Below are 20,638 nucleotides of genomic sequence, written 5' to 3'. Positions count from 1 at the left end.
TCTTCAGCGAAGCGCCTGCAGCTTGCGCGGCATGGCGACCGCGGCAGCCTCGTCGCGCCGATCGGTCGGAACCACCAGCACGTCGCCCGTGGCCCAGCACAGCACGCGCTGCGCCACGCTGCCGACGAAGAAATCGGCGAGCGGATGGGCCCGCCGCTTGCCGACCACGAGCAGTTCCGCGCGCGCATGCTGCTGCTGCACCGTGGCCTGCCGCGCCGGGTCGCCGCGACCGAGGGTCGACAGCACGCGGTTGCGCCGCGCGCTCGATGAATCGGTCAGCGAAAACAGCCGCTCGCGCGCCCGCCGCTGGCAGTCGTGGCGGTAGGTCCTGATGGCGTGGTCCGAGACATCGGCGTAGCGCAGCTTGCTTTCGTGCATCGCGTTGAGCGCGTGGAACAGCTCCAGCGATGCGTGGGCGTCGAGGCCATGGGCGATGCTCACGAGTTCGTGCGATGCGGGCGTGAAGTCCACGGCCACCAGGATGCGGCCGTAGCGCGGCCGCGCGGCCAGCCGCGTCACGAGCACCGGGCAGCGCAGCCGCCGCAGCAGGCGCTCCACGGGCTGGCCCGTGAAGAAGGCGCCGGGCGACCGGTCGCGTTCGTGCCGCAGCACCACGAGGTCGGCGTGGCGCGCCTCGTCCACGACCTGCGCGAGGCCGCCGCTCGATACCGCCACCTGCTTGACCAGCACGCCGAAGCGCGCGCTCAGGGCGCGGGCCAGCCCCGCGAGTCCGGTGGCCGCCTCGGCATGCGCGAGCGGTTCGAGGTTTGCGGGCGCGTACATGAGCTTGAGCAGCGCGCCATGGTCCGCCGCGAGCCGCGCGGCGCGCTCGACCGCGTGCTGGCCGCGCGCCGACAGATCGGTGAGAGCGAGGATGGATTGAAGAAAAGGCGTGCCGGCTGCGGCGTCGCCGTCGGGACGCACGTGCTCCCGCTGAACCTGGGGGTGATGCATGACGCACTCCATTCGAACGCGCCCCTCGATGACGGGGGCGCAGTCACGCAGGGCGGGGGCCCGGCGGTCGATGGTTTGCGTTGAAGGTGAAGGGAAGGAGGCGGACCGCCGGGCTCAGGAATGTGCGAGCGTTGGCGGGGTCGCTGCCGTCATCCATGCGCACGCCGGCATGCAGGCGCCGAAGCTGTGCGGCGCGGCGTGGAGCGACGAGTGGGCATGCATGCGGCGCAGTCTAGGCCGGATGCGGCCCGAGCCTGCTCAGTAACCGCACGCGCCTTGCCGGATTGAAGCGACGCGGGGCACGCCAAAAAAAAAGCGCGCCCCGAGGGACGCGCATCGGTGCGCGAGGCACCGGAGGAGTAGAGGAAGAGCAAACGGAAAGGGGGCGCGTCGGGCTCAGAGGATCCCGAAGATCTTGAGGCCGATGATCACGGTGATCGGCACGCCGCAGGCCCAGAGGATGAGGCTTTTCATGAAGGTTCTCCTGTGTAGTGAATGACTTGCAGATTCACACGCGGCGAGGGCCGCGCCTTGCAAGAGAACCGATGCACCGTGCGTGGGCAGGTGCCTACATCTTCAGCCGCGCGAGGCGGGCGCCTCGGGCGGCACGTAGCCGAGCCGGCGCGAGATCTCGAGCGCGCAGGCGCGCAGCGGCACCGCCACGCGGCCTTCCCAGTCGCTGTCGAAGGTGGCCTCGGGGCCCATCGCGGTGATGCCCAGCACGATGTTGTGGGTCGAGTCGAACACTGGCGCGCAGAAGGCGTCGATGCCAGGGATCGGCTGGCCCAGGGTGCGCGACATGCCGTGCATGCGCGTCTCCACCAGCAGCGCCTCGAGCTGCGACTGCGACAGCTCCTCGGTGCCGCGGCCGCCGGCCGGGCCGCGCAGGCGCGCGAGGTCGTCCACCATCATCTTCTCGACCACCTTGGGCGGCAGGTAGGCCGCGAACAGCCGGCCCGTGGCCGTGTAGGCCAGCGACATCACGGTGCCGGTGCGCAGGTTCACGTGCAGCGGATGGATCGGTTCCTCGAGCCGCACCACAGTCGGTCCGAAGTTGCCCCAGACGGCGACCGCGATGCTCTGCTCGGTTTCCGAGGCCAGCGCCTCGATCAGCGGCGAGGCCTCCTTGATCGGGTCGAGCCGCTGCAGCTTGGCCAGCCCGAGCTGCAGCGCCAGCGGGCCCAGCTCGTAGCGGCCCGCGCTGTCCTGCACCACGAAGCCGACCTTGAGAAAGCTCACCAGGTAGGGATGGGCCTTGCCCACCGGCACGCCGGCGGCCTTGCCGAGGTCGCGCAAGGCCATGGGCGCGACATGCCGCCCGAGGGCGACGAGCAACTGGGTTCCTATTTCGACGGATTGGATGCCACGTCTCGGCTTTTCCATGGGGCGCCCGGCGTGGGGGTTGAGAGTGGGGGCGAGTATAGCCATCAGGGTTTCTACTGATATTGTCGTGATCAATCGACGATGACTGATCATCTGATAGTAACTAAACGACTTGACCATATCAATGTCGCTGCCTAAACTTCGCCGCAACTTAAGTCCTACAGAAACAAGGCAACAGGCAGAGATGGAACAGAACACGTTGGAATGCGATGTGCTCGTCGTCGGCAGCGGCGCCTCGGGCATGGCGACCGCGATCACCGCGGCGTCGCAGGGTTTGAAGGTGCTGGTGGTCGAGAAGGAGCCGCGCTTCGGCGGCACCACCGCGCGCTCGGGCGGCTGGCTGTGGATCCCGGGCACGCGCCTGGCCACGGAGCAGGGCATCCACGAGCCGGCCGGCGCCGCGCTCGACTACATGAAGCACGAGACCACCACCCACTTCGACGCGGCGCGCGTGAGCGCTTTCCTCGAGATGGGCCCGAAGGCGATCGACTTCTTCACGCGCAACACCTGCGTGCAGTTCGACATGCCGCCGGTGTTCCCCGACTACCACGCCGAGGCGCCCGGCGGCCAGCCCGGCGGGCGCTCGATGGTCACGCGCCCCTTCGACGGCCGCGAGCTCGGTCCGCGCATCAAGCAGCTCGCGCCGCCGCTGCCCGAGCTCACGGTGTTCGGGATGATGTTGGGCTCGGGCCCCGAGATCAAACACTTCATGCGGGCCTTCAAGTCGCCGACCTCGTTCTGGTACGTGACCAAGCGGCTGAGCCGGCACTTCCTCGACGTGCTGCGCCATGGCCGCGGCATGACCCTGACCAACGGCAACGCTCTCGCGGGCCGGCTCGCCAAGGCCGCGATGGACCAGAACATTCCCGTGTGGCTCTCCTCGCCCGTGAAGAAGCTTGTGGTCGAGTACGACGGCGTCTCGGGCGCGGTGGTGCAGCACGAAGGCCAATCGGTGCGCGTGGTCGCCAAGCGCGGCGTGGTGCTGGCCTGCGGCGGCTTCCCCTACGACGTGGAGCGGCGCAAGCAGCTGTTCCCGCATGCGCCCACCGGCAAGGAGCACTACTCGCCTTCGCCCTCGACCAACACCGGCGACGGCCTGCGGCTGGCCGAGGCGGTCGGCGGCCGCGTCGACGGCACCATCCCGCATGCCGCGGCCTGGGTGCCGGCCTCGGTCACCACGCGGCCCGACGGCACGAATGGCGTGATGCCGCACTTCATCGACCGCGCCAAGCCCGGCGTGATCGCGGTCACGCCCAAGGGCAAGCGCTTCGCCAACGAGGGCAACTCGTACCACGACTTCGTGCAGGCGATGGTCAAGGCCTGCGCCGGCGAGCCCGAGGTCACGGCCTGGCTGCTGTGCGACCACAAGGCACTGCGCGACTACGGCCTGGGCTGCGTGGCACCGGCGCCGCTGCCGATCGGCCGGCATCTGAAGAGCGGCTACCTCAAGCACGGCGCCAGCATCGGCGAGCTCGCGCAGCAGATCGGCATCGCGCCCGCGGTGCTCGAGGCCACGGTGAAGGAATTCAACGACGGCGCGCGCACCGGCGACGACCCGCTGTTCGGCAAGGGCAGCAAGGCCTACAACCGCTACCAGGGCGACGCCAATGTCACGCCCAACCCCTGCGTCGCGCCGCTGGAGCACGGCCCCTACTACGCGATCAAGCTCGTGGTCGGAGACATCGGCACCTTCGCCGGCCTGGTGGTCGACGAGAAGACCCGCGTGCTCGACGCCAACCGCCAGCCGATCAAGGGCCTCTACGCGGTCGGCAACGACGCGGCCAGCGTGATGGGCGGCAACTACCCGGGCGCCGGCATCACGCTCGGCCCGGCGCTGACCTTCGGCTACGTCGCGGGGCTGCAGGTGGCGCAGGGCGCCACGGTCGCCGCCACGCTGCAGGTCGAGCAGCGCGAGGCCGTGCCCGTGCGCCGCACCGCCTGAGTCCGCTTCCCTTCAACCACGCATTCATCACAGAAGGAACCTTCCCGATGGCCTTTCCTCCCCACGTCGCGCCGCGCCTGCTCGAAGGCCGCCTCGCGCTGATCACCGGCGCCGGCCAGGGCAACGGCCGCGCGCTCGCGCTGGGTCTGGCGCAGGCCGGCGCGCGCGTCGTCGTCACCGACATGAACGAGGCCACCGTGAGCGAGACCGCGCAGCTGGTGCGCGACGAAGGCGGCCAGGCCTGGTCCTTCGTGCTCGACGTGACCTCGCCCGAGGCCTGCCATGCGCTGGCGGTGCGCGTGGGCGACGAGATCGGCGCCATCGACCTGCTGGTGAACAACGCCGGCATCATCATCCGCGAAGGCACGGCCAGCCCCAACGCCGCGGCCAACTGGAAGAAGACGCTCGACGTCAACGTGCACGGCACCTTCAACGTCACCCACGCCTGGCTCGGCGCGATCAAGTCCACCAGGGGCGCGGTGATCAACATCGCCTCGATCGCCGCCTACGCGGGGCAGGGCGCGAGCCTCGGCTACTCGCCCTCGAAGGGCGCGATCAAGATGTTCACCCAGTCGCTCGCGCAGGAGCTCGCGCCCTTCGGCGTGCGCGTTAACGCGCTCGCGCCCGGCGTGATCGAGACGCCGATGACCGCCGCCACGCGCGAGAACCCGCAGCGCCTCGAATCCTTCATGACGCGCATCCCGATGGGCCGCGTCGGCCAGACCGAGGACCTCGTGGGCCCGGTGATCTTCCTCGCGAGCGACATGTCGCGCTACGTCACCGGCATCACGCTGCCGGTGGACGGCGGCTTCCTCGCGGTCTGAGCCTTCCTTCGCCTTTTCGCTTTTTCGACCGTCAACCTCCAGGAGACAAAATGAGAATCTTCCGTGTCTACAAGACGCTGCTCGCGACCGCCGCCCTCGCGGCATTCGCCGCCGGTGCTTCGGCGCAGGACATCAAGCTCGGCTACAACGGCGACCTCTCGGCCTCGCCCTCGGCGCAGAGCGGCCAGGCCGCGGTGCTCGGCATGGAAGCCGCGATCGCCGACCTCAACGCCGCCGGCGGCGTGCTCGGCCGCAAGTTCACGCTGGTCACGCGCGACGACGTGTCGGCGCCGCCCAAGTCGATCCAGAACATGAGCGACCTGATCGACAACGAGAAGGTGGCGGCGGTGTTCGGCCCCACCAACTCGGGCAACGCCATGGCCTGGAAGCACATCGCCAACCAGAAGAAGATCCCGGTGCTGGGCAACGTGGGCTCGGGCACCGACATCACCAAGCCGATGAGCGCGGGCGCCGACAACTACATGTTCCGCGTCTCGATGGTCGACCGCGAGCAGGTCGCGGCGCTGATGGCCTACGTGAAGAAGAACACCGCCGCCTCGAAGGTGGTGGGCCTGATGGCCGAGACCACCGGCTACGGCCAGGGCGGCCTCAAGGACATGGAGGAGATCGCCAAGCTGCAGGACATCAAGATCGCGGCCACCGAGCGCTTCGGCGTCGGCGACACCGACATGACCTCGCAGCTGTCGAAGATGAAGGCCGCCAACGTCGACACCGTGGTGGTGTGGGCGCAGGGCACGCCGATCGCGCAGCTGGTGCGCAGCATGGAGAAAATCAACTACTTCCCGCTGACGCTGACCTCCTGGGCCGCCGACAACATCACCTTCTACGACGCGGCCGGCAAGGCGCTGGCCGAGAAGCCGATCTTCATGCGCACCGTGAGCGAGACCCGCACGCCCGCGCAGCAGAAGCTCTTCGACCGCATCGGCAGCAAGCTCAAGGCGCCGGGTTCGTTCTCGTTCGCGCTGCATGGCTACGACTCGGTGCTGCTGCTGGCGCAGGCGATGAAGCAGGCCAACGGCACCGACGGCGCCGCCGTGCGCGCCGCGCTGGAAGACCTCAAGACCCCGGTGCAGGGCGTGCTCAAGACCTACGAGAAGCCCTTCAGCAAGACCAACCACGAGGCGCTGACCGCCAAGGACCTGGTCTGGATCCGCTGGAAGGACGGCAAGCTGCTGCCCTACAGCGACGCGCTGATCCAGGGCCTGAACCCGGCCGACTTCAAGCAGTAAGAGCAAAAAGGAAGCGAGGCCGGCGCGCCCGCGCGGTGCCCGGCTTCGCCTCGCAACGGAGATACACACATGGTTGAAGCGCTCCTGCAGGCGCTCATCAGCGGGCTCGCCGTCGGCGGTGCCTATGCGCTGGTGGCACTGGGATTCAGCATCACGTTCACGACCACCAAAACGCTGAACTTCTCGCACGGCGAGTTCGTCTCGGCCGGCGCCTTCATCGGCATGAGCGCCCTGTTCCTGGTCCTGGGCAAGCCGCTGGCCTCCACCACCTTCGGCGACGCCGTGCCCGGCGCCGGCGCGCAGCTGTTCGCGCTGCTGGCGGCGCTCGGCGTGATGGGCCTCTTGGGCTGGCTGCTCTACGTGCTCGGCGTGCGTCCGTTCGCGGGCCGCCCCGGCATGGCCTGGGTGATGAGCACGCTGGGCTTCGGCGTGATCCTGCAGAGCGTGGGGCTCGCGATCTGGGGCCCGAAGCCGGTGGTGGTGCCCGCGCCCGTGGGCGACACCGTGATCCGCATGTTCGGCGTCGGCGTGCGGCCGCAGGAACTGCTGACCCTGGGCGTGGCCGTGGTCGTGATGTTCGGCTTCGACCGCGTGATGAACCGCACCATGGTCGGCAAGGCCATGCGCGCGGTGGCGCAGAACGGCAACGTGGCCAGCCTCATGGGCATCAACACCAACGCCATGATGATCGGCGCCTTCGTCGTCAGCTCGGCGCTGGCGGGCCTGTCGGGCTTCCTGCTCGCGCCGATCGCGCAGGCCTCGCTGTTCATGGGCCTCACCGTCGGCCTCAAGGGCTTCTCGGGCGCGATGATCGGCGGCCTCAGCAATCCGCGCGGCTGCGTCATCGGCGGCTTCCTGCTCGGCGTGCTCGAGTCGATGGTCAATCTCTGGCAGGCGCAGTGGCGCGAGGTGGCGGTGTTCGCGCTCGTGATCCTGGTGCTGGCCTTCCGGCCCACGGGCCTGTTCGGCAGCCGCGCGGTGGAGAAGGTATGAAGCGCCTGGTCCATCCCCTGGCCGTGGTCGCAGTCGCCGCGGCGCTGATCGGCATCGTCTCGCTGTTCGGCAACGACTACTACCTGCGCATCGCCTTCATGATGTGCGTCTACTACCTGTGCGCGGCCGGCATGAACGTGCTGGTGGGCTATGCGGGGCAGAAGTCGCTGGGCCAGGCCGGCCTGTTCGCGGCCGGCGCCTACGGCGTCGCGCTCTTGACCTCGCGCACCGACATGGACCCCTGGCTCGCGCTGCTGCTCGCGGCCGTGATCTCGGGCCTGTGCGGCGTGCTGATCGCGCTGCCCTCGCTGCGCGTGAAGGGCCCCTACCTCGCGATGGTCACGCTGGCCTTCGGCATCGTGGTCGAGAAGCTGGTGGGCGAATGGACCGAGGTGTTCGGCGGCGCGCAGGGCATCTACGGCATCCGCCCGCTGACCTGGAAGGGCGCGCCGCTCGACACCACGCAGTGGGTGGTGCTGGGCATCGTGCTGAGCGCCGCGCTGCACCTGCTGCTGCGCAACCTGCTGCAGGGCCGCTTCGGCCGCGCGCTGCTGTCGCTGCAGGCCGACGAGATCGCCTCCTCGTCGGTGGGCGTGCGCGTCTACCGCGCCAAGGTCATGGCCTTCGTGGTCGCGGCCGTCACCTGCGGCATCGCGGGCGCGCTGGTGGCGCAGCAGAACCAGTACATCAACTCCGACTTCATCACCTTCCACCTGTCGATCTTCATCCTGCTGCTGGTGCTGTTCGGCGGCGCGGGCTCGATGTACGGACCGATCGTGGGCGCGGTGCTGCTCACGCTGACCGACGCGCTGCTCGCGCGCTGGCCCTCGGCGCAGCATTTCCTCTACGGCTTCCTGCTGCTGTTCGCGCTCTACGTGATGCCCGGCGGCGTGGTGGGGCTGGTCGACAAGTGGGTCAGCCGCTCGCGCCACCGCGGCGAGGGCGCCGGCGGCCAGGGCGTGCCGGGGCAGATCGGCCCGGGCGGCGAGGGCGAGCTGCTGGTGGTGCAGGGCGTGACCAAGTCCTATGGCGGCGTGAAGCCCGCGCAGGACGTGTCGTTCAGCCTGCAGCGCGGCCACATCCATGCGCTGATCGGACCCAACGGCGCGGGCAAGAGCACCATGATCAACATGCTCACGGGCGTGATCCAGCCCGACGCCGGCGCGATCCGCTTCCTCGGCGAGAACATCGTGGGCCGGCCCGCGCACACCATCTGCTGCCTCGGCATGGGCCGCACCTTCCAGAACCTGCGGCTGTTCGCCGAGCTCTCGGTGCTCGACAACGTGATGCTGGGCCGGCACAGCCGCATGAGCAACGGCTTCCTGTCCTCGCTCGTGGCCTGGCCCACGGCCGGCAAGCAGGAACGCGAGACGCGCGAGCGCGCGCTGCAACTGCTCGACCTGGTCGGCCTCGGCCACCTCGCGCACTGGCCCGCGGGCAGCCTGCCCTACGGCCTGCAGCGGCGCGTGGAGCTGGCGCGCGCGCTGGCCACCGAGCCGCAGCTGCTGCTGCTCGACGAACCGGCCGCCGGCCTCAATCCGCAGGAGACCGCCGAGCTCGGCGAGCTGCTGCTGCGCATCGGCAAGTGCGGCGTCTCGATCCTGATGGTCGAGCACCACATGGACCTGGTGATGTCGATCTCGGACCACGTCATCGTGCTCGACTACGGCATCAAGATCGCCGAGGGCCGGCCGGCCGAGGTGCAGGCCAATCCGCGCGTGGTCGAGGCCTACCTGGGCGTCGACGACGACGCGGCCGATCACGCGCCGCACGGCCTGCAGCCGCAGCCCGCCTGAGCGAAAGGACCCCCACCATCATGTTGAAGATCGAATCGGTGAAGGTCTCGTACGGCGCCATCGAGGCCGTCAAGGGCGTGAGCCTCGAAGTGCGCGCGGGCGAGGTCGTCACCATCATCGGCGCCAACGGCGCCGGCAAGAGCACCCTGCTCAAGAGCATCGTCGGCCTCGAGCCCGTGGCCCAGGGCCGCGTGCTGATCGACGGCAAGGACTGCACGCAGGTGCCGCCACACCAGCGCGTGGGCCTGGGCGTGGCGCTGTCGCCCGAGGGCCGCGGCGTGTTCCCTGACCAGACCGTGCGCGAGAACCTGATGCTCGGCGCCTACTCGCGCCGCGCCGACAAGGCCTTCGTCGACAACGCCATCGAGCGCGAGTTCGCGCGCTTCCCGCGCCTGAAGGAGCGCCAGCACCAGCCCGCTGGCACCCTGTCGGGCGGCGAGCAGCAGATGCTGGCCATTGCACGCGCGCTCATGAGCGATCCGCGGCTGCTGCTGCTCGACGAGCCCTCGCTGGGCCTCGCGCCGCTGATCATCAAGGACATCTTCGATGCCATCCGCCAGCTGCGCAGCTCGGGCCTCACCATCCTGCTGGTGGAGCAGATGGCCAAGCAGGCGCTCGGCGTGGCCGACCGCGCCTACGTGCTCGAGACCGGCTGCATCACCCTCGAGGGCTCCGGCCGCGAGCTGCTCGACAACCCCAAGGTGAAGTCGGCCTACCTCGGCACGCACTGACCCCAACGTCCAACCCTTCGCAAGGAAAACCAATGACCGCACCCGCCACCAAGAAATTCGCCAGCCAGGCCGACCTCGAGGAGAAGAAGGTCTCGTTCACGCGCCTGTCGGAGAACGCCTATGCCTACACGGCCGAGGGCGACCCGAACACCGGCATCTTCATCGGCGACGAGGCCGTGATGGTGGTCGACACCCAGGCCACGCCCGCGATGGCGCAGGACGTGATCCGCCGCATCCGCGAGGTCACGCCGCTGCCGATCAAGTACGTGCTGCTGTCGCACTACCACGCGGTGCGCGTGCTCGGCGCCTCGGCCTATTTCAAGGAAGGCGCCGAGCAGATCATCGCCAGCCGCGACACCTACGACCTGATCGTCGAGCGCGGCGAGCAGGACAAGGCCAGCGAGATCGGCCGCTTCCCGCGCCTGTTCCGCAACGTCGAGTCGGTGCCGCCGGGCTTGACCTGGCCCACCATGACCTTCGACGGCACCATGAGCGTGTGGCTCGGCAAGAAGCTCGAGGTGAAGATCGCGCAGGTCGGCCGCGGCCACACCAAGGGCGACACCATCGCCTACCTCGAGGACCAGAAGATCTGCTTCGCGGGCGACCTGGTCGAATACCAAAGCACCGCCTACGCGGGCGACTGCTACTTCCGCGACTGGCCCACCACGCTCGATCGCCTGGCCGGCTTCGGCTTCGAGAAGCTGGTGCCGGGCCGCGGCGCCGCGCTCGAGAACGCCACCGACGTGCGCAAGGCCATCGCCTCCACGCGCGCCTTCATCTCCGACGTCTACACGCTGGTCAACAACGGCGTGGCGCAGGGCAAGACGCTCAACGTGATCTACAAGGAGACCGTGGCCGCGCTGCGCCCGACCTACGGCCACTGGGTGATCTTCGACCACTGCATGCCCTTCGACGTGACGCGCGCCTACGACGAGGCCACGGGCCACGTGCATCCGCGCATCTGGACCGCGGAGCGCGACATCGAGATGTGGAACGCGCTGGAAAGCTGAGGTGAACCGCAGCGCGGCCGCGCCGGTCGCCACGCCGGCCTCGGTGCAGGGCTGGATGCTGCTGGCCATGGTGCTGTGGGGCGTCAACGTCTCGGCCGTGAAGGCGCTCACCGCCTCCTTCGAGGCACTGCCGCTGGCGGCGCTGCGCATGGCGGTGGCCTGCGTCGCGCTCAGCGCCGTCGTGCTGTGGCGGCGCGGCGGGCTGCCGCTGCTCGGCGCGCGCCAGCTGGCCGCGATGGCCGGCTGCGCCTTCCTCATGGTGTACGCCAACCAGATCCTGTTCGCGCACGGGCTGCAGCGCTCCACCGCCACCAACGGCGCGCTGATCATGGCGCTGAGCCCGCTGGTGTCGGCGCTGATGGCCGCGCTGGTGTTCGGCGAGCCGCTCACGCCGCGCCGCCTGCTCGGCGTGGCGCTGGGCTTCGCGGGCGTGGTGGCCGTGGTGCTGAGCCATCCGGGCGCCACGCTCTCGCATGCCGGCCTCGGCGACCTGATGCTCGCGCTGTCGGTGATCAGCTTCGCGGTCGGCGGCGTCGGCGTGCAGCGGCTCGCGCGGCAGCTCGATCCGCTGTCGATGAGCTGGGTCATCTACCTGATCGGCACCGCGATGCTGATCGTGCATGCCGCGCTCGGGCCTTCGCCGCTGGGCGCGGCCCAGCTCTTTCCAGGCGCGTGGCCGTGGGTGCTGGTGCTGTTCTCGGGCGTGGCCGCGACCGCGGCCGGCAACCTGATCTGGAACCGCTCGATCTCCGTCATTGGTATCGCGCGCACCGCCGTGTTCCTCTACTGGGTGCCGGTGTTCGGCGTCGGCTTCGCGGCGCTGCTGCTGGGCGAGACGCTGACCGTCTGGCACCTGTTCGGCTTCGCCGCCGTGATGGGCGGCACCTGGCTCGGCACGCGGCCGGCCAACAAGCCTTCTTCCTGAGTCACCCATGTCCGATCCGCTTCCCCTGCTGTTCCAGCCGCTGCGCCTGCGCGGGCTCGAGTTGTCCAACCGCGTCGTGATCTCGCCCATGTGCCAGCACGCGGCCGAGCGCGGGCATGCCACGCCCTGGCACCTGGTGCACCTGGGCAAGTTCGCGCTCGGCGGCGCCGCGCTGATCCTCACCGAGAGCACGGCGGTCGATCCGCGCGGGCGCATCGGCACCGCCGACCTCGGCCTGTGGAAGGACAGCCAGGTCGCGCCGCTGAAGGCCGTGGTCGACTTCGTGCACGCGCAGGGCGGCGCCATCGGCGTGCAGCTCGCGCATGCGGGCCGCAAGTCGGGCAGCGAGCCGCTGTGGGAAGGCGGCGCGGCCTTGAGCGCGCAGACCATGGCGGCCGACGAGGAGCCCTGGGAGCGCCTGGGCCCGAGCGCGCTCGCGGCCGGCCCGGGCTGGTCGGCGCCGCGCGCGCTCGGCCTCGACGAGATCGAGGCCGTGGTGCAGCGCTTCGTCGATGCCGCGCGGCGCGCCGACGAGGCGGGCTTCGACGTGGTCGAGCTGCACTTCGGCCACGGCTACCTGGTCGCGAGCTTCCTCTCGCCCAATGCCAACCGGCGCGACGATGCCTATGGCGGCAGCCGCGAGAAGCGCATGGCGCTCGCGCTCGAGATCGCGCGCCGCGTGCGCGCCGCCTGGCCCGAACACAAGCCGCTGTTCTGCCGGCTGTCGGCGGTCGACGGCACGCTCGACGGCTGGAACCTCGACGACTCGGTGGCGCTGTCGCGCGCGCTCGGTGACTGCGGCGTCGACGTCATCGACTGCTCCTCGGGCGGCCTCACCGAGGAAACGCGCGCCTTGCCCGTGCCGCGCGGCCTGGGCTTCCAGGTGCCGTTCTCGGCACGCATCCGGCGCGAGGCCGGCGTGGTCACGCAGGCCGTGGGAATGATCGTCGACGCGCGCCAGGCCGAGGCCGTGCTCGCCGCCGGCGATGCCGACCTGGTCGCACTCGGCCGCGAGGCGCTGTTTGATCCCTACTGGGCCCACCACGCCGCCGCCGAACTCGGCGTCGACCCCGCCTACCGGCGCTGGCCCGTGCGCCACGGCGTGTGGCTCGCCAAGCGCGCGCCGGGCCTCGCACGCGCGCGGGCCGAGGCGGCCGCCGCATCCAACGACAAGGAGACACCCCCACCATGACCGACGCCACGATTCCTTTGCGCATGGGCCTGATCCGCAAGAAGCCCGACTGGACCGACGAGGCCTTCCGCCACCACTGGCGCCACAGCCACGGCCCGCTGGTCGCGCAACTGCCCACCTTGCGCGGCTATCGCCAGAACCTCGTCACCGACCGGCTGCAGCGCGGCATCGACTTCGCGCGCGGCCCGTGGGACTTCGACGGCTTCTCGCAACTGGGTTTCGATGCCGCGGCGCAGGCGAATGCCGCCTTCACCGACGGCGAGCTCGCCGCGCGCATCCGCGAGGACGAGCGGCATTTCCTCGGCGGCCTGCACATCGTGAGCGTCGCGCAGAGCACCGTCATCGCGCCGCCGGCCGAGCCGCACCGCCTGCTCAAGCGCATCTCGACACTGCGCCGCCGCACCGACATCTCCGAGGACGACTTCCGCCGCGAGTGGAAGGTGCATGCCGACCACGTGCGCCAGATGCCCGGCGTGGGCGGCTACCGCCAGAACGTCGTGACCGCGCGCGAGTTCGACAAGGGCACGCCCTGCGGCTACGAGACCCTGCCGATCGACGGCATCGTCGAACTGTGGTTCGAGAGCACCGACACGCTGGACGCCGCCTTCGGTTCGGCGCAGGGGCAGCGCACGATGGCGCATGCGAAGAGCTTTCTGGCGGAGATCACGGCGTTCGTGGTGGAGGAGTGGCGGGTGGTGTGAGGCCCGTGCGGCCGAGGGCCGACAGGCGCGGATCCCCGGGGTCGAAACCCCAGTCGCGCAAGGCCTCGTCGCCACCGCCGCGCGCGTCGGCCGGCGCGCGGCCCGCGACGCTCGCGGTGCGCGAGAAGCGCGGCGCCGGCGCGGGCTGGTCCACGCCGCCGACCGGCACGAAGCTCTCGCGCGCCACGTGGTGCGCATGGCCCGGCACTTCGCCGAGCGACAGCACGGGCGTCACGCAGGCCTCGGTGCCGTCGAAGACCGCGCACCACGCATCGCGCGTGCGCGTGGCGAAGAGGGCGGCGAACCGGCGCCGCGTTTCGGGCCAGGCCGCGCGGTCATGCTGCGGCGGCAGCGCATCGGGCGCCAGGCCCAGCCCCGCGAGCAGCGCGGCGTAGAACGCAGGCTCGATGGCGCCGACCGCCAGGTGCCGACGGTCGCTCGTCTCGTACACGCCGTAGAAGGGGGCGCCGCCATCGAGCAGGTTGGCCTCGCGCCGGTCCAGCCATTCGCCCGTGGCCACGCGCCCCAGGATCGGCGCCATCAGCAGCAGCGAACCGTCGACCATCGCCGCGTCGACGACCTGTCCCTGGCCGCTGGTGCGCGCCTCCAGCACGGCGGCCATGACACCGAGCGCCAGCAGCATCGCGCCGCCGCCGAAATCGCCGACGAGATTGAGCGGCGGCACCGGCCTGTCGGCCGTGCCGGTGGCATGCAGCGCACCCGTGAGGCCGATGTAGTTGATGTCGTGGCCCACGGCCCGCGCGAGCGGCCCGTGCTGCCCCCAGCCCGTCATGCGCCCGTAGACCAGCGCGGGCGATGCCGCGAGGCAAGCCTCGGGCCCGAGGCCCAGCCGCTCCATCACGCCGGGGCGGTGGCCTTCGAGCAGCACGTGCGCGTTGCGCGCCAGCGCGAGCACCGCGTCGCGCGCGGCCGGGTCCTTGAGGTCGGCCGTCACGCCGCGCCGGCCGCGCAGCACCGTCTCGTACCGCGCGTCGCGCGCGATGCCCATGCCGGCCGGCACGGGCCGCGCGATGCGCAGCACGTCGGCACCCATGTCCGCGAGCATCATCGCGGCCCAGGGCACGGGGCCGATGGCGTCGAATTCCAGCACGCGAAGACCGTGCAGGGGGCCCATGGCCGGGCTCCCTCAGCGCTCGAAATCGACCAGCACACGGCCCGAGGTCGCGCCCTCGAGCTGCCGCGCGCTGTGTTCCATCAGCGCTCCGAGCGGTATGTGTTGCACGTGCGGCAGCACACTCGCCATGTCGGGTTTCCATTCGGCCGCGAGCTTCGTCCACAGTCGCTTGCGCTGCGCGAGCGGCGCATTCGCCACGATGCCGAACAGCTGCGCGCGCCGCATGATGAAAGGCAGCACGCTGCCCTCGTAGGTGTTTCCCGCCGCATTGCCCACCGACGCCACGGCGCCGCCGTCGGCCAGCGAGCGCAGCAGCCACGACAGCATCGGCCCGCCGACGTTGTCGATGGCGGCGGCGAAGCGCGGCTTCTCGAGCGGGCGTTGCGGCGCGTCGAGCACGGCGGCATCGATCACCTCGTGCGCGCCGATGGCGCGCAGCCGCTCCTCCTGCGCCATGCGGCGCGTGATCGCCGCCACGCGGTAGCCGGCGCGCGCGAGGATGGCCGTGCCCAGCAGGCCGACCGCGCCACCCGCGCCGCTCATCGCCACGCTGCCTGTGTCGGGGGCGATGCCGAGCTCGATGAAGCGCTCGAGCGCCATCGCGGCCGTGAAGCCGGGCACGCCGATGACGGCCGCCTCGTGCGGCGTGAGTCCCGGCGGCACGGCCTGCACATGCGCGGCGGGCACGCGCACGCAGGCGGAGAAGCCGCCGTCGAATGCGATGCCGGTCTGGAAGCCGTGCACGAGCACGTCCTGGCCGGGCTCGAAGGAAGGCACCGATGAGGCGAGCACCTCGCCGACCAGCTCGATGCCCGCCACGCGCGGATACGACGCGATGATCTTCGCGCGGCCGTGCAGCGAGAGGCAGTCCTTGTAGTTCACGCCCGCATAGCGGGTGCGCACCACGACCTCGCCGGCCGACAGGTCGTCGAGCCGCAGGGTCTCGAGCCGGCTCTGGACCTGGCCTTCGGCGCTCTGGTGCGTGCGAAGGGCTTCGAATGTCTGGGGAATGGGCATGGGGCCATCTGACCAGCCGCGGACCGCATCGGCAAGCGGGTGTTTCGCCTGTCGAAACACGGCTCGACCGCGCGCGCCGCGCGGCGCCACCATGCAGGCCCCTCGACTGGAGACCCCTCGATGACCACAGGCACCCGCGCCCCCCGACTGTTCGGCGATCACTTTCTCGAACGCCTGCGGCCCGACGAGCAGGCCACCGTTGAACGCGTGCGCGACCTGTGCCGCGACACGCTCGGGCCGCGGGCCGACGCCGTCTCGCGCGAGGACCTGTTCGCCTGGGACACCTTCCGCACGCTCGCGCGCGAAGGCGTGATCGCCACCGCGTTCCCGCGCGAGTACGGCGGCACCGATGCGCGCCAGGCGCTGCGCATCCGCCTCATCGAGGAGCTGGGCCGCGTGTGCAGCACCTCGGCCTCGATGATCACGGGCACCGACCTGTCGAGCCGCGCCATCGTCGCGGGCGCGAGCGAGGCGCTGCGCCGCGAGATCGTGCCGCGGCTGTGCACCGGCGAGCTGCAGGCGGCCTTCGCGCTGACCGAGCCCGGCGCGGGCTCCGACGTGCGCGGCCTCTCGACCACGATCCGACGCGAGGGCGGGCGCTACCTCGTCACGGGCCGCAAGAAGTTCATCACGCGCGCGAGCACGGCCGACTGGTTCGCGGTGGTGGGCCGCGCCGAGGACGATCCCTCGGTGTTCATCGCGGTGCTGATGCCGCGCGATGCCAAGGGCTTTCGCATCGGCGCGGAGGTCGACAAGCTCGGCTGGTTCGGCGTGCCGATCTCCTCGCTCGAGTTCGACGCGGTCGAGGTGCCCGCCTCGCACCGCCTCGGCACGGAGGGCGATGGCTTCTCGCTCGCGCAGGACGCGCTGCTGCGCGCGCGCATCGGCCATGCCGCGATGGCGCTGGGCCGCGCCATCGGCGCGGTCGAGATCGCGAGCCGCTATGCCGGCGAGCGCACCGTGTTCGGCAAGCGCGAGGGCGAGCACCAGGGCGTGCAGTGGATGCTGGCCGACATGGTCACGCAGATCGAGGCCAGCCGCGCCCTGCTCGCGCTCACGGCCGACAAGTACGACGCGGGCGCGAGCGACGTGTCGATCTTCGCGTCCATGGCCAAGCTGCAGGCCACCGACCTGTGCATGAAGGTCGTGACCGATGCGCTGCAGCTCACGGGCGGGCGCGGCTACCTGCGCGACTTCCCGCTCGAGCGCTTCTTCCGCGATGCCAAGCTCAACCAGATCGGGGAGGGCGCGAGCGAGGTGCACAAGACCGTCATCGGCCGCGATGTGATGCGCCGCGCGCCGCTGGCCGAGCGCAACCCGTGCCTGCGCGACGGGCCGCTCACCGACTACTGAAGGTTCAGATCACCTTCTCCGCGCGCAGCGCATCGAGCGTTGCGGCGTCGAGGCCGAACTCGCCATAGACCTCGGCGTTGTGCTCGCCGGTGTCGGGCCCCGTGCGCGGGATCGGCAACTCGCGGCCCGGCACGCGCGGCACCACGCACGGCGCGGGCAGGCTGCCGTAGTCGGGGTCGGGCAGCCGGATGATCGCCTCGCGCGCGCGGTAGTGCGGGTCCTGCTCGATGTCGGCGATGGTGAAGATCTTGCTGAAGGGAATGCCGGCCTCCTCGAGCCGGCGTTCGATGGTGTCGTAGTCGTGCGCGGCGAACCACGCGCCGAGCCCTTCGTCGAGCGCCACCAGGTTCACGACGCGCGCGGGGTTGCTGGCGAAGCGCGGGTCGCCCGCCCACTCGGGTCTGTCGACGGCCGCGCACAGCCGCTGGAAGATCGGGTCCGACGACGCGACCACCGAGAAGTAGAGGCCGTCGCGGCTGCGGTACATGTTCGAGGGCGCGGTGTAGCTCGCGCAGTTGCCCGCGGGCATGCGCACCGTGCCGAGCTGCTCGTGCTCCACGGGCAGCGGGTCGAGCAGGCGGAACAGCGCCTCGGTGGCGGCCAGGTCCACTTCGCAGCCCAGCGCCTGCGGGTCGCCGCGCAGGCGCGCCATTTCCGAGGCGATGGAGAAGGCGCAGAACAGCCCCGCCACCGCATCGCCGACCGGGAAGTTGCTGTGCAGCGGCGAGCCGCCCGCTTCGCCCGTGAGGTTGGTGAAGCCGCTCATGGCCTCGAAGATGCGCGCGAAGCCCGGCCGCGACTTGTAGGGCCCGGTCTGGCCGAAGCCCGTGAGCCGCACCACCACGAGCCGCGGATTGGCGCGATGCAGCGTGGCCAGGTCCAGCCCCCAGCGGTCGAGCGTGCCGGTGCGGAAGTTCTCCACCAACACGTCGAAGCGCGTCACCAGCTTGAGCAGCAGCGCGCGGCCGGCGGGCTGGCGCACGTCGAGCGTGATGCCGCGCTTGCCGCGGTTGGCGATCTTCCACCACAGCGCCTTGCCGTCCTTCACGGGCTGCAGGCCGCGCAGTGCGTCGCCGCCGCCGGGCAGCTCGAGCTTCACCACCTCGGCACCCTGGTCGGCGCACAGCGTGGCGCCCAGTGGCGCGGCCAGCACGGTGGCCATGTCGAGGATGCGCACGCCCGAAAGGGCGCCGCGCGCGGGTCGTCGTGGGGTGTCGTCGGGGGAATGCAAGCGTGGCTCCAAGCCGGGGCGAAGGGCTCCGGGTACGAGCCGGTTTTGCCAGACGCCGCGCGGGCCAACAATCGCTGTTTCGCACAGCGAAACACCTGCCGCGTTTCATTGACGCCCCATTTCGAACGGCCAATCATGCCCACACCACCGCGCTCCTCCTCCCGCATGACAAGCATCGCGCTCCCGGGTCTCGTCGATCCGCACGACCTCACTGCCGACCGCCAGTTCTCGATGAACCTGGCGCGCGGCATGGAAGTGCTGCGCGTGTTCACCAGCGCCGACCCGGTGCTCGGCAACCGCGAGATCTCGGACCGCAGCGGGCTGCCCAAGCCCACGGTCTCGCGCATCACCTACACGCTCACCTTGCTGGGCTACCTGAGCCGCGACGGCGCCACGCAGAAGTACAGGCTCGGGCCCGGCGTGCTGTCGCTGGGCTACCCGCTGCTGGCCAGCATGCAGGTGCGCCAGGTCGCGCGGCCCATCATGGAAAGGCTGGCGCGCGAGACGGGCTGCTCGGTCAACCTGGGCATGCGCGACCGCTCCGACGTGGTCTACGTCGACACCATCCGCACCGACAACACCAACACCCACATGCCCGACATCGGCAGCACGCGCCCGCTGCTGGCCGCGGCGATCGGCCGCGCGCTGATGCTGGCCTGCACGGCACCGGAGCGCTCGGCCATCCTCAACCGGCTGCGGCTGCAGGACGCGGCGCTGTTCCAGCAATTGCGGCCCGCGTGGGAAGCCGACCAGAAGCTCTTTGCCGCGCGCGGCTTCTGCCACTCGCGCGGCGACTGGAAGAAGGACATCCATGCCGTCGCCGTGCCCGTGCGCGTGCCGCCGCGCGAAACGCCGCTGGCGATGAACTGCACGCTCGCCACCTACCGCTCGCCCGGCGAGCGCATGGAACGCAAGGTCGCGCCGCTGCTGCTCGATGCCGTGCGCCAGCTCGAAACCGCGCAGGGCCTGCGCTGAACCGAAAAACGACGAGTTCGAACCCATGATCCGCAACCCCGAAAAATTCAATGCCCTGCTCGCCGAAGTCCGCGACTTCATCCGCAACGAATGCATGCCCATCGAGGCCGAGGTCGACCGCGACGACCTGATCCCCGAGCCCGTGGTCGAGCGCATGCGCGCGCTGGGCCTGTTCGGCCACAGCATTCCCGAGCCGTACGGCGGGGCGGGGCTCACGAGCGAGGAACTGTCGCTGGTGAACATGGAGGTCTCGCAGGCCGCCACCACCTTCCGCGCGCGCTTCGGCGGCAATACGGGCATCGCGTCCGAGTCGCTGGTGGTCGACGGCACGCCCGAGCAGAAGCAGCGCTGGCTGCCCGAGCTGGCCAGCGGCCGCCTCACGGGCTGCTTCGCGCTCACCGAGCCCGAGGCCGGTTCCGACGCCACCGCGCAGCGGACCGTGGCCGTGCGCGATGGCGACCACTACCGCATCACGGGCCGCAAGTGCTTCATCACCAACGCGCCCATCGCCGGCCTGTTCACCGTGTTTGCGCGCACCGATCCGCAGGCCAGGGGCGCGGCCGGCATCACGGCCTTCCTGGTCGAGCGCGACACGCCCGGCCTCTCGACGCCCGCGGGCTATCGCAAGATGGGCCAGCATGGCTCGCCGGTCGGCGAGGTGATCCTCGAGGGCTGCCGCGTGCACGCATCGGCCATCGTCGGCGGCGTGCCGGGCCTGGGCTTCAAGACCGCGATGAAGGCGCTGAACAAGCAGCGCATCAACCTCGCGGGGCTGTGCATCGGGCCGGCCATCCGGCTGGTCGACGAGATGGTGGCGCGCGCCGCGTCGCGCCGGCAGTTCGGCCAGGCCATCGGCGAGTTCCAGCTGGTGCAGCAGATGATCGCCGAGAGCAACACCGAAGTGCATGCCGCGCGCGCGCTGCTGCTGGAGACGGCGCGCAAGCGCGACGACGGCGCCGACGTGACCATGGAGGCCTCGATGTGCAAGCTGTTCGCCTCCGAGATGTGCGGCCGCGTGGCCGACCGCGCGGTGCAGGTCTTCGGCGGCGGCGGCTACATCAACGACAACGTGGCCGAGCGCTTCTACCGCGACGTGCGGCTGTTCCGCCTCTACGAAGGCACGAGCCAGATCCACCTCACCAATATCGCGCGCCGCACCATGGCACGAGCCGGGCACCAGACCTGAACCGGCGGCGCGCGCCAGCCATCATCAACGGAGACAACCC

The 20,638-nt window shown here is 70.6% G+C and carries 18 protein-coding genes; 13 read left to right on the top strand and 5 right to left on the bottom strand.

From position 1 onward, the window contains the following. Positions 1–3 precede the first annotated feature (3 nt). Positions 4–954, bottom strand: a complete 951-nt coding sequence (locus INQ48_27535) for a universal stress protein (protein QRF57026.1) — start codon at positions 952–954, stop codon at positions 4–6. A gap of 576 nt (positions 955–1,530) precedes the next feature. Continuing rightward, positions 1,531–2,337, bottom strand: coding sequence for an IclR family transcriptional regulator (locus INQ48_27530; GenBank protein ID QRF57025.1), 807 nt, complete (start codon positions 2,335–2,337; stop codon positions 1,531–1,533). A 184-nt stretch (positions 2,338–2,521) separates the two neighbouring features. On the opposite strand from INQ48_27530, the gene INQ48_27525 reads away from it, so the two are divergent. The 10 genes from INQ48_27525 (at position 2,522) to INQ48_27480 (ending at position 13,701) form a co-directional block, all read left to right on the top strand. Then, positions 2,522–4,279: an FAD-dependent oxidoreductase gene (locus INQ48_27525; protein ID QRF57024.1), complete on the top strand. Its 1,758-nt coding sequence runs from the start codon at positions 2,522–2,524 to the stop codon at positions 4,277–4,279. A gap of 47 nt (positions 4,280–4,326) precedes the next feature. Beyond that, positions 4,327–5,103 (top strand): glucose 1-dehydrogenase, encoded by a 777-nt coding sequence (locus INQ48_27520; GenBank protein QRF57023.1) that lies wholly within the window; start codon positions 4,327–4,329, stop codon positions 5,101–5,103. Positions 5,104–5,153: 50 nt separating this feature from the next. Then, the gene (locus tag INQ48_27515; GenBank protein QRF57022.1) at positions 5,154–6,353 is read left to right on the top strand and encodes an ABC transporter substrate-binding protein; all 1,200 of its coding nucleotides are present in this window, start codon (positions 5,154–5,156) and stop codon (positions 6,351–6,353) included. A gap of 69 nt (positions 6,354–6,422) precedes the next feature. Then, positions 6,423–7,346, top strand: a complete 924-nt coding sequence (locus INQ48_27510; protein QRF57021.1) for a branched-chain amino acid ABC transporter permease — start codon at positions 6,423–6,425, stop codon at positions 7,344–7,346. Further along, complete coding sequence (locus INQ48_27505) at positions 7,343–9,142, top strand: branched-chain amino acid ABC transporter ATP-binding protein/permease (protein QRF57020.1); 1,800 nt, start codon at positions 7,343–7,345, stop codon at positions 9,140–9,142. Before INQ48_27510 ends, INQ48_27505 begins: the two co-directional genes overlap by 4 nt. Positions 9,143–9,162: 20 nt before the next feature. Beyond that, a complete protein-coding gene (locus tag INQ48_27500) occupies positions 9,163–9,873 on the top strand; it encodes an ABC transporter ATP-binding protein (protein QRF57019.1) in 711 nt (236 codons plus the stop codon). Positions 9,874–9,905: 32 nt separating this feature from the next. Further along, on the top strand, positions 9,906–10,883 hold the full coding sequence (locus tag INQ48_27495; protein QRF57018.1) for an MBL fold metallo-hydrolase: 978 nt from the start codon (positions 9,906–9,908) through the stop codon (positions 10,881–10,883). Positions 10,884–10,926: 43 nt separating this feature from the next. Continuing rightward, positions 10,927–11,808 carry a DMT family transporter gene (locus INQ48_27490; protein QRF60921.1) on the top strand — a complete coding sequence of 294 codons (882 nt, stop codon included), beginning with the start codon at positions 10,927–10,929 and terminating at the stop codon, positions 11,806–11,808. Positions 11,809–11,815: 7 nt separating this feature from the next. After that, the gene (locus tag INQ48_27485; GenBank protein ID QRF57017.1) at positions 11,816–13,000 is read left to right on the top strand and encodes an NADH:flavin oxidoreductase/NADH oxidase; all 1,185 of its coding nucleotides are present in this window, start codon (positions 11,816–11,818) and stop codon (positions 12,998–13,000) included. Beyond that, the gene (locus INQ48_27480) at positions 12,997–13,701 is read left to right on the top strand and encodes an EthD family reductase (protein ID QRF57016.1); all 705 of its coding nucleotides are present in this window, start codon (positions 12,997–12,999) and stop codon (positions 13,699–13,701) included. The genes INQ48_27485 and INQ48_27480 overlap by 4 nt, the downstream gene beginning before the upstream one ends. Here the strand turns inward: INQ48_27480 and INQ48_27475 are convergent. After that, positions 13,664–14,836, bottom strand: a complete 1,173-nt coding sequence (locus tag INQ48_27475) for a CoA transferase (protein ID QRF57015.1) — start codon at positions 14,834–14,836, stop codon at positions 13,664–13,666. The genes INQ48_27480 and INQ48_27475 overlap by 38 nt on opposite strands. A gap of 12 nt (positions 14,837–14,848) precedes the next feature. Then, complete coding sequence (locus tag INQ48_27470) at positions 14,849–15,853, bottom strand: YhdH/YhfP family quinone oxidoreductase (protein ID QRF57014.1); 1,005 nt, start codon at positions 15,851–15,853, stop codon at positions 14,849–14,851. A 120-nt stretch (positions 15,854–15,973) separates the two neighbouring features. Between INQ48_27470 and INQ48_27465 the strand changes: the two genes are divergently transcribed. Further along, positions 15,974–17,206, top strand: coding sequence for an acyl-CoA dehydrogenase family protein (locus INQ48_27465; GenBank protein ID QRF57013.1), 1,233 nt, complete (start codon positions 15,974–15,976; stop codon positions 17,204–17,206). A gap of 4 nt (positions 17,207–17,210) precedes the next feature. Here the strand turns inward: INQ48_27465 and INQ48_27460 are convergent, their stop codons facing one another. Beyond that, positions 17,211–18,368, bottom strand: coding sequence for a CoA transferase (locus INQ48_27460; protein QRF60920.1), 1,158 nt, complete (start codon positions 18,366–18,368; stop codon positions 17,211–17,213). Between the two features lie 234 nt (positions 18,369–18,602). On the opposite strand from INQ48_27460, the gene INQ48_27455 reads away from it, so the two are divergent. Together INQ48_27455 and INQ48_27450 are read left to right on the top strand one after the other, a co-directional pair. Beyond that, a complete protein-coding gene (locus INQ48_27455; GenBank protein QRF57012.1) occupies positions 18,603–19,412 on the top strand; it encodes an IclR family transcriptional regulator in 810 nt (269 codons plus the stop codon). A 25-nt stretch (positions 19,413–19,437) separates the two neighbouring features. Next, entirely contained in the window at positions 19,438–20,598 is a 1,161-nt protein-coding gene (locus tag INQ48_27450) for an acyl-CoA dehydrogenase family protein (protein QRF57011.1), read from the top strand. Positions 20,599–20,638 lie beyond the last annotated feature (40 nt).

This window comes from Variovorax paradoxus, from assembly GCA_016806145.1.
Taxonomy (GTDB): domain Bacteria; phylum Pseudomonadota; class Gammaproteobacteria; order Burkholderiales; family Burkholderiaceae_C; genus Variovorax.
This window is presented reverse-complemented; position numbering and strand designations above follow the sequence as displayed.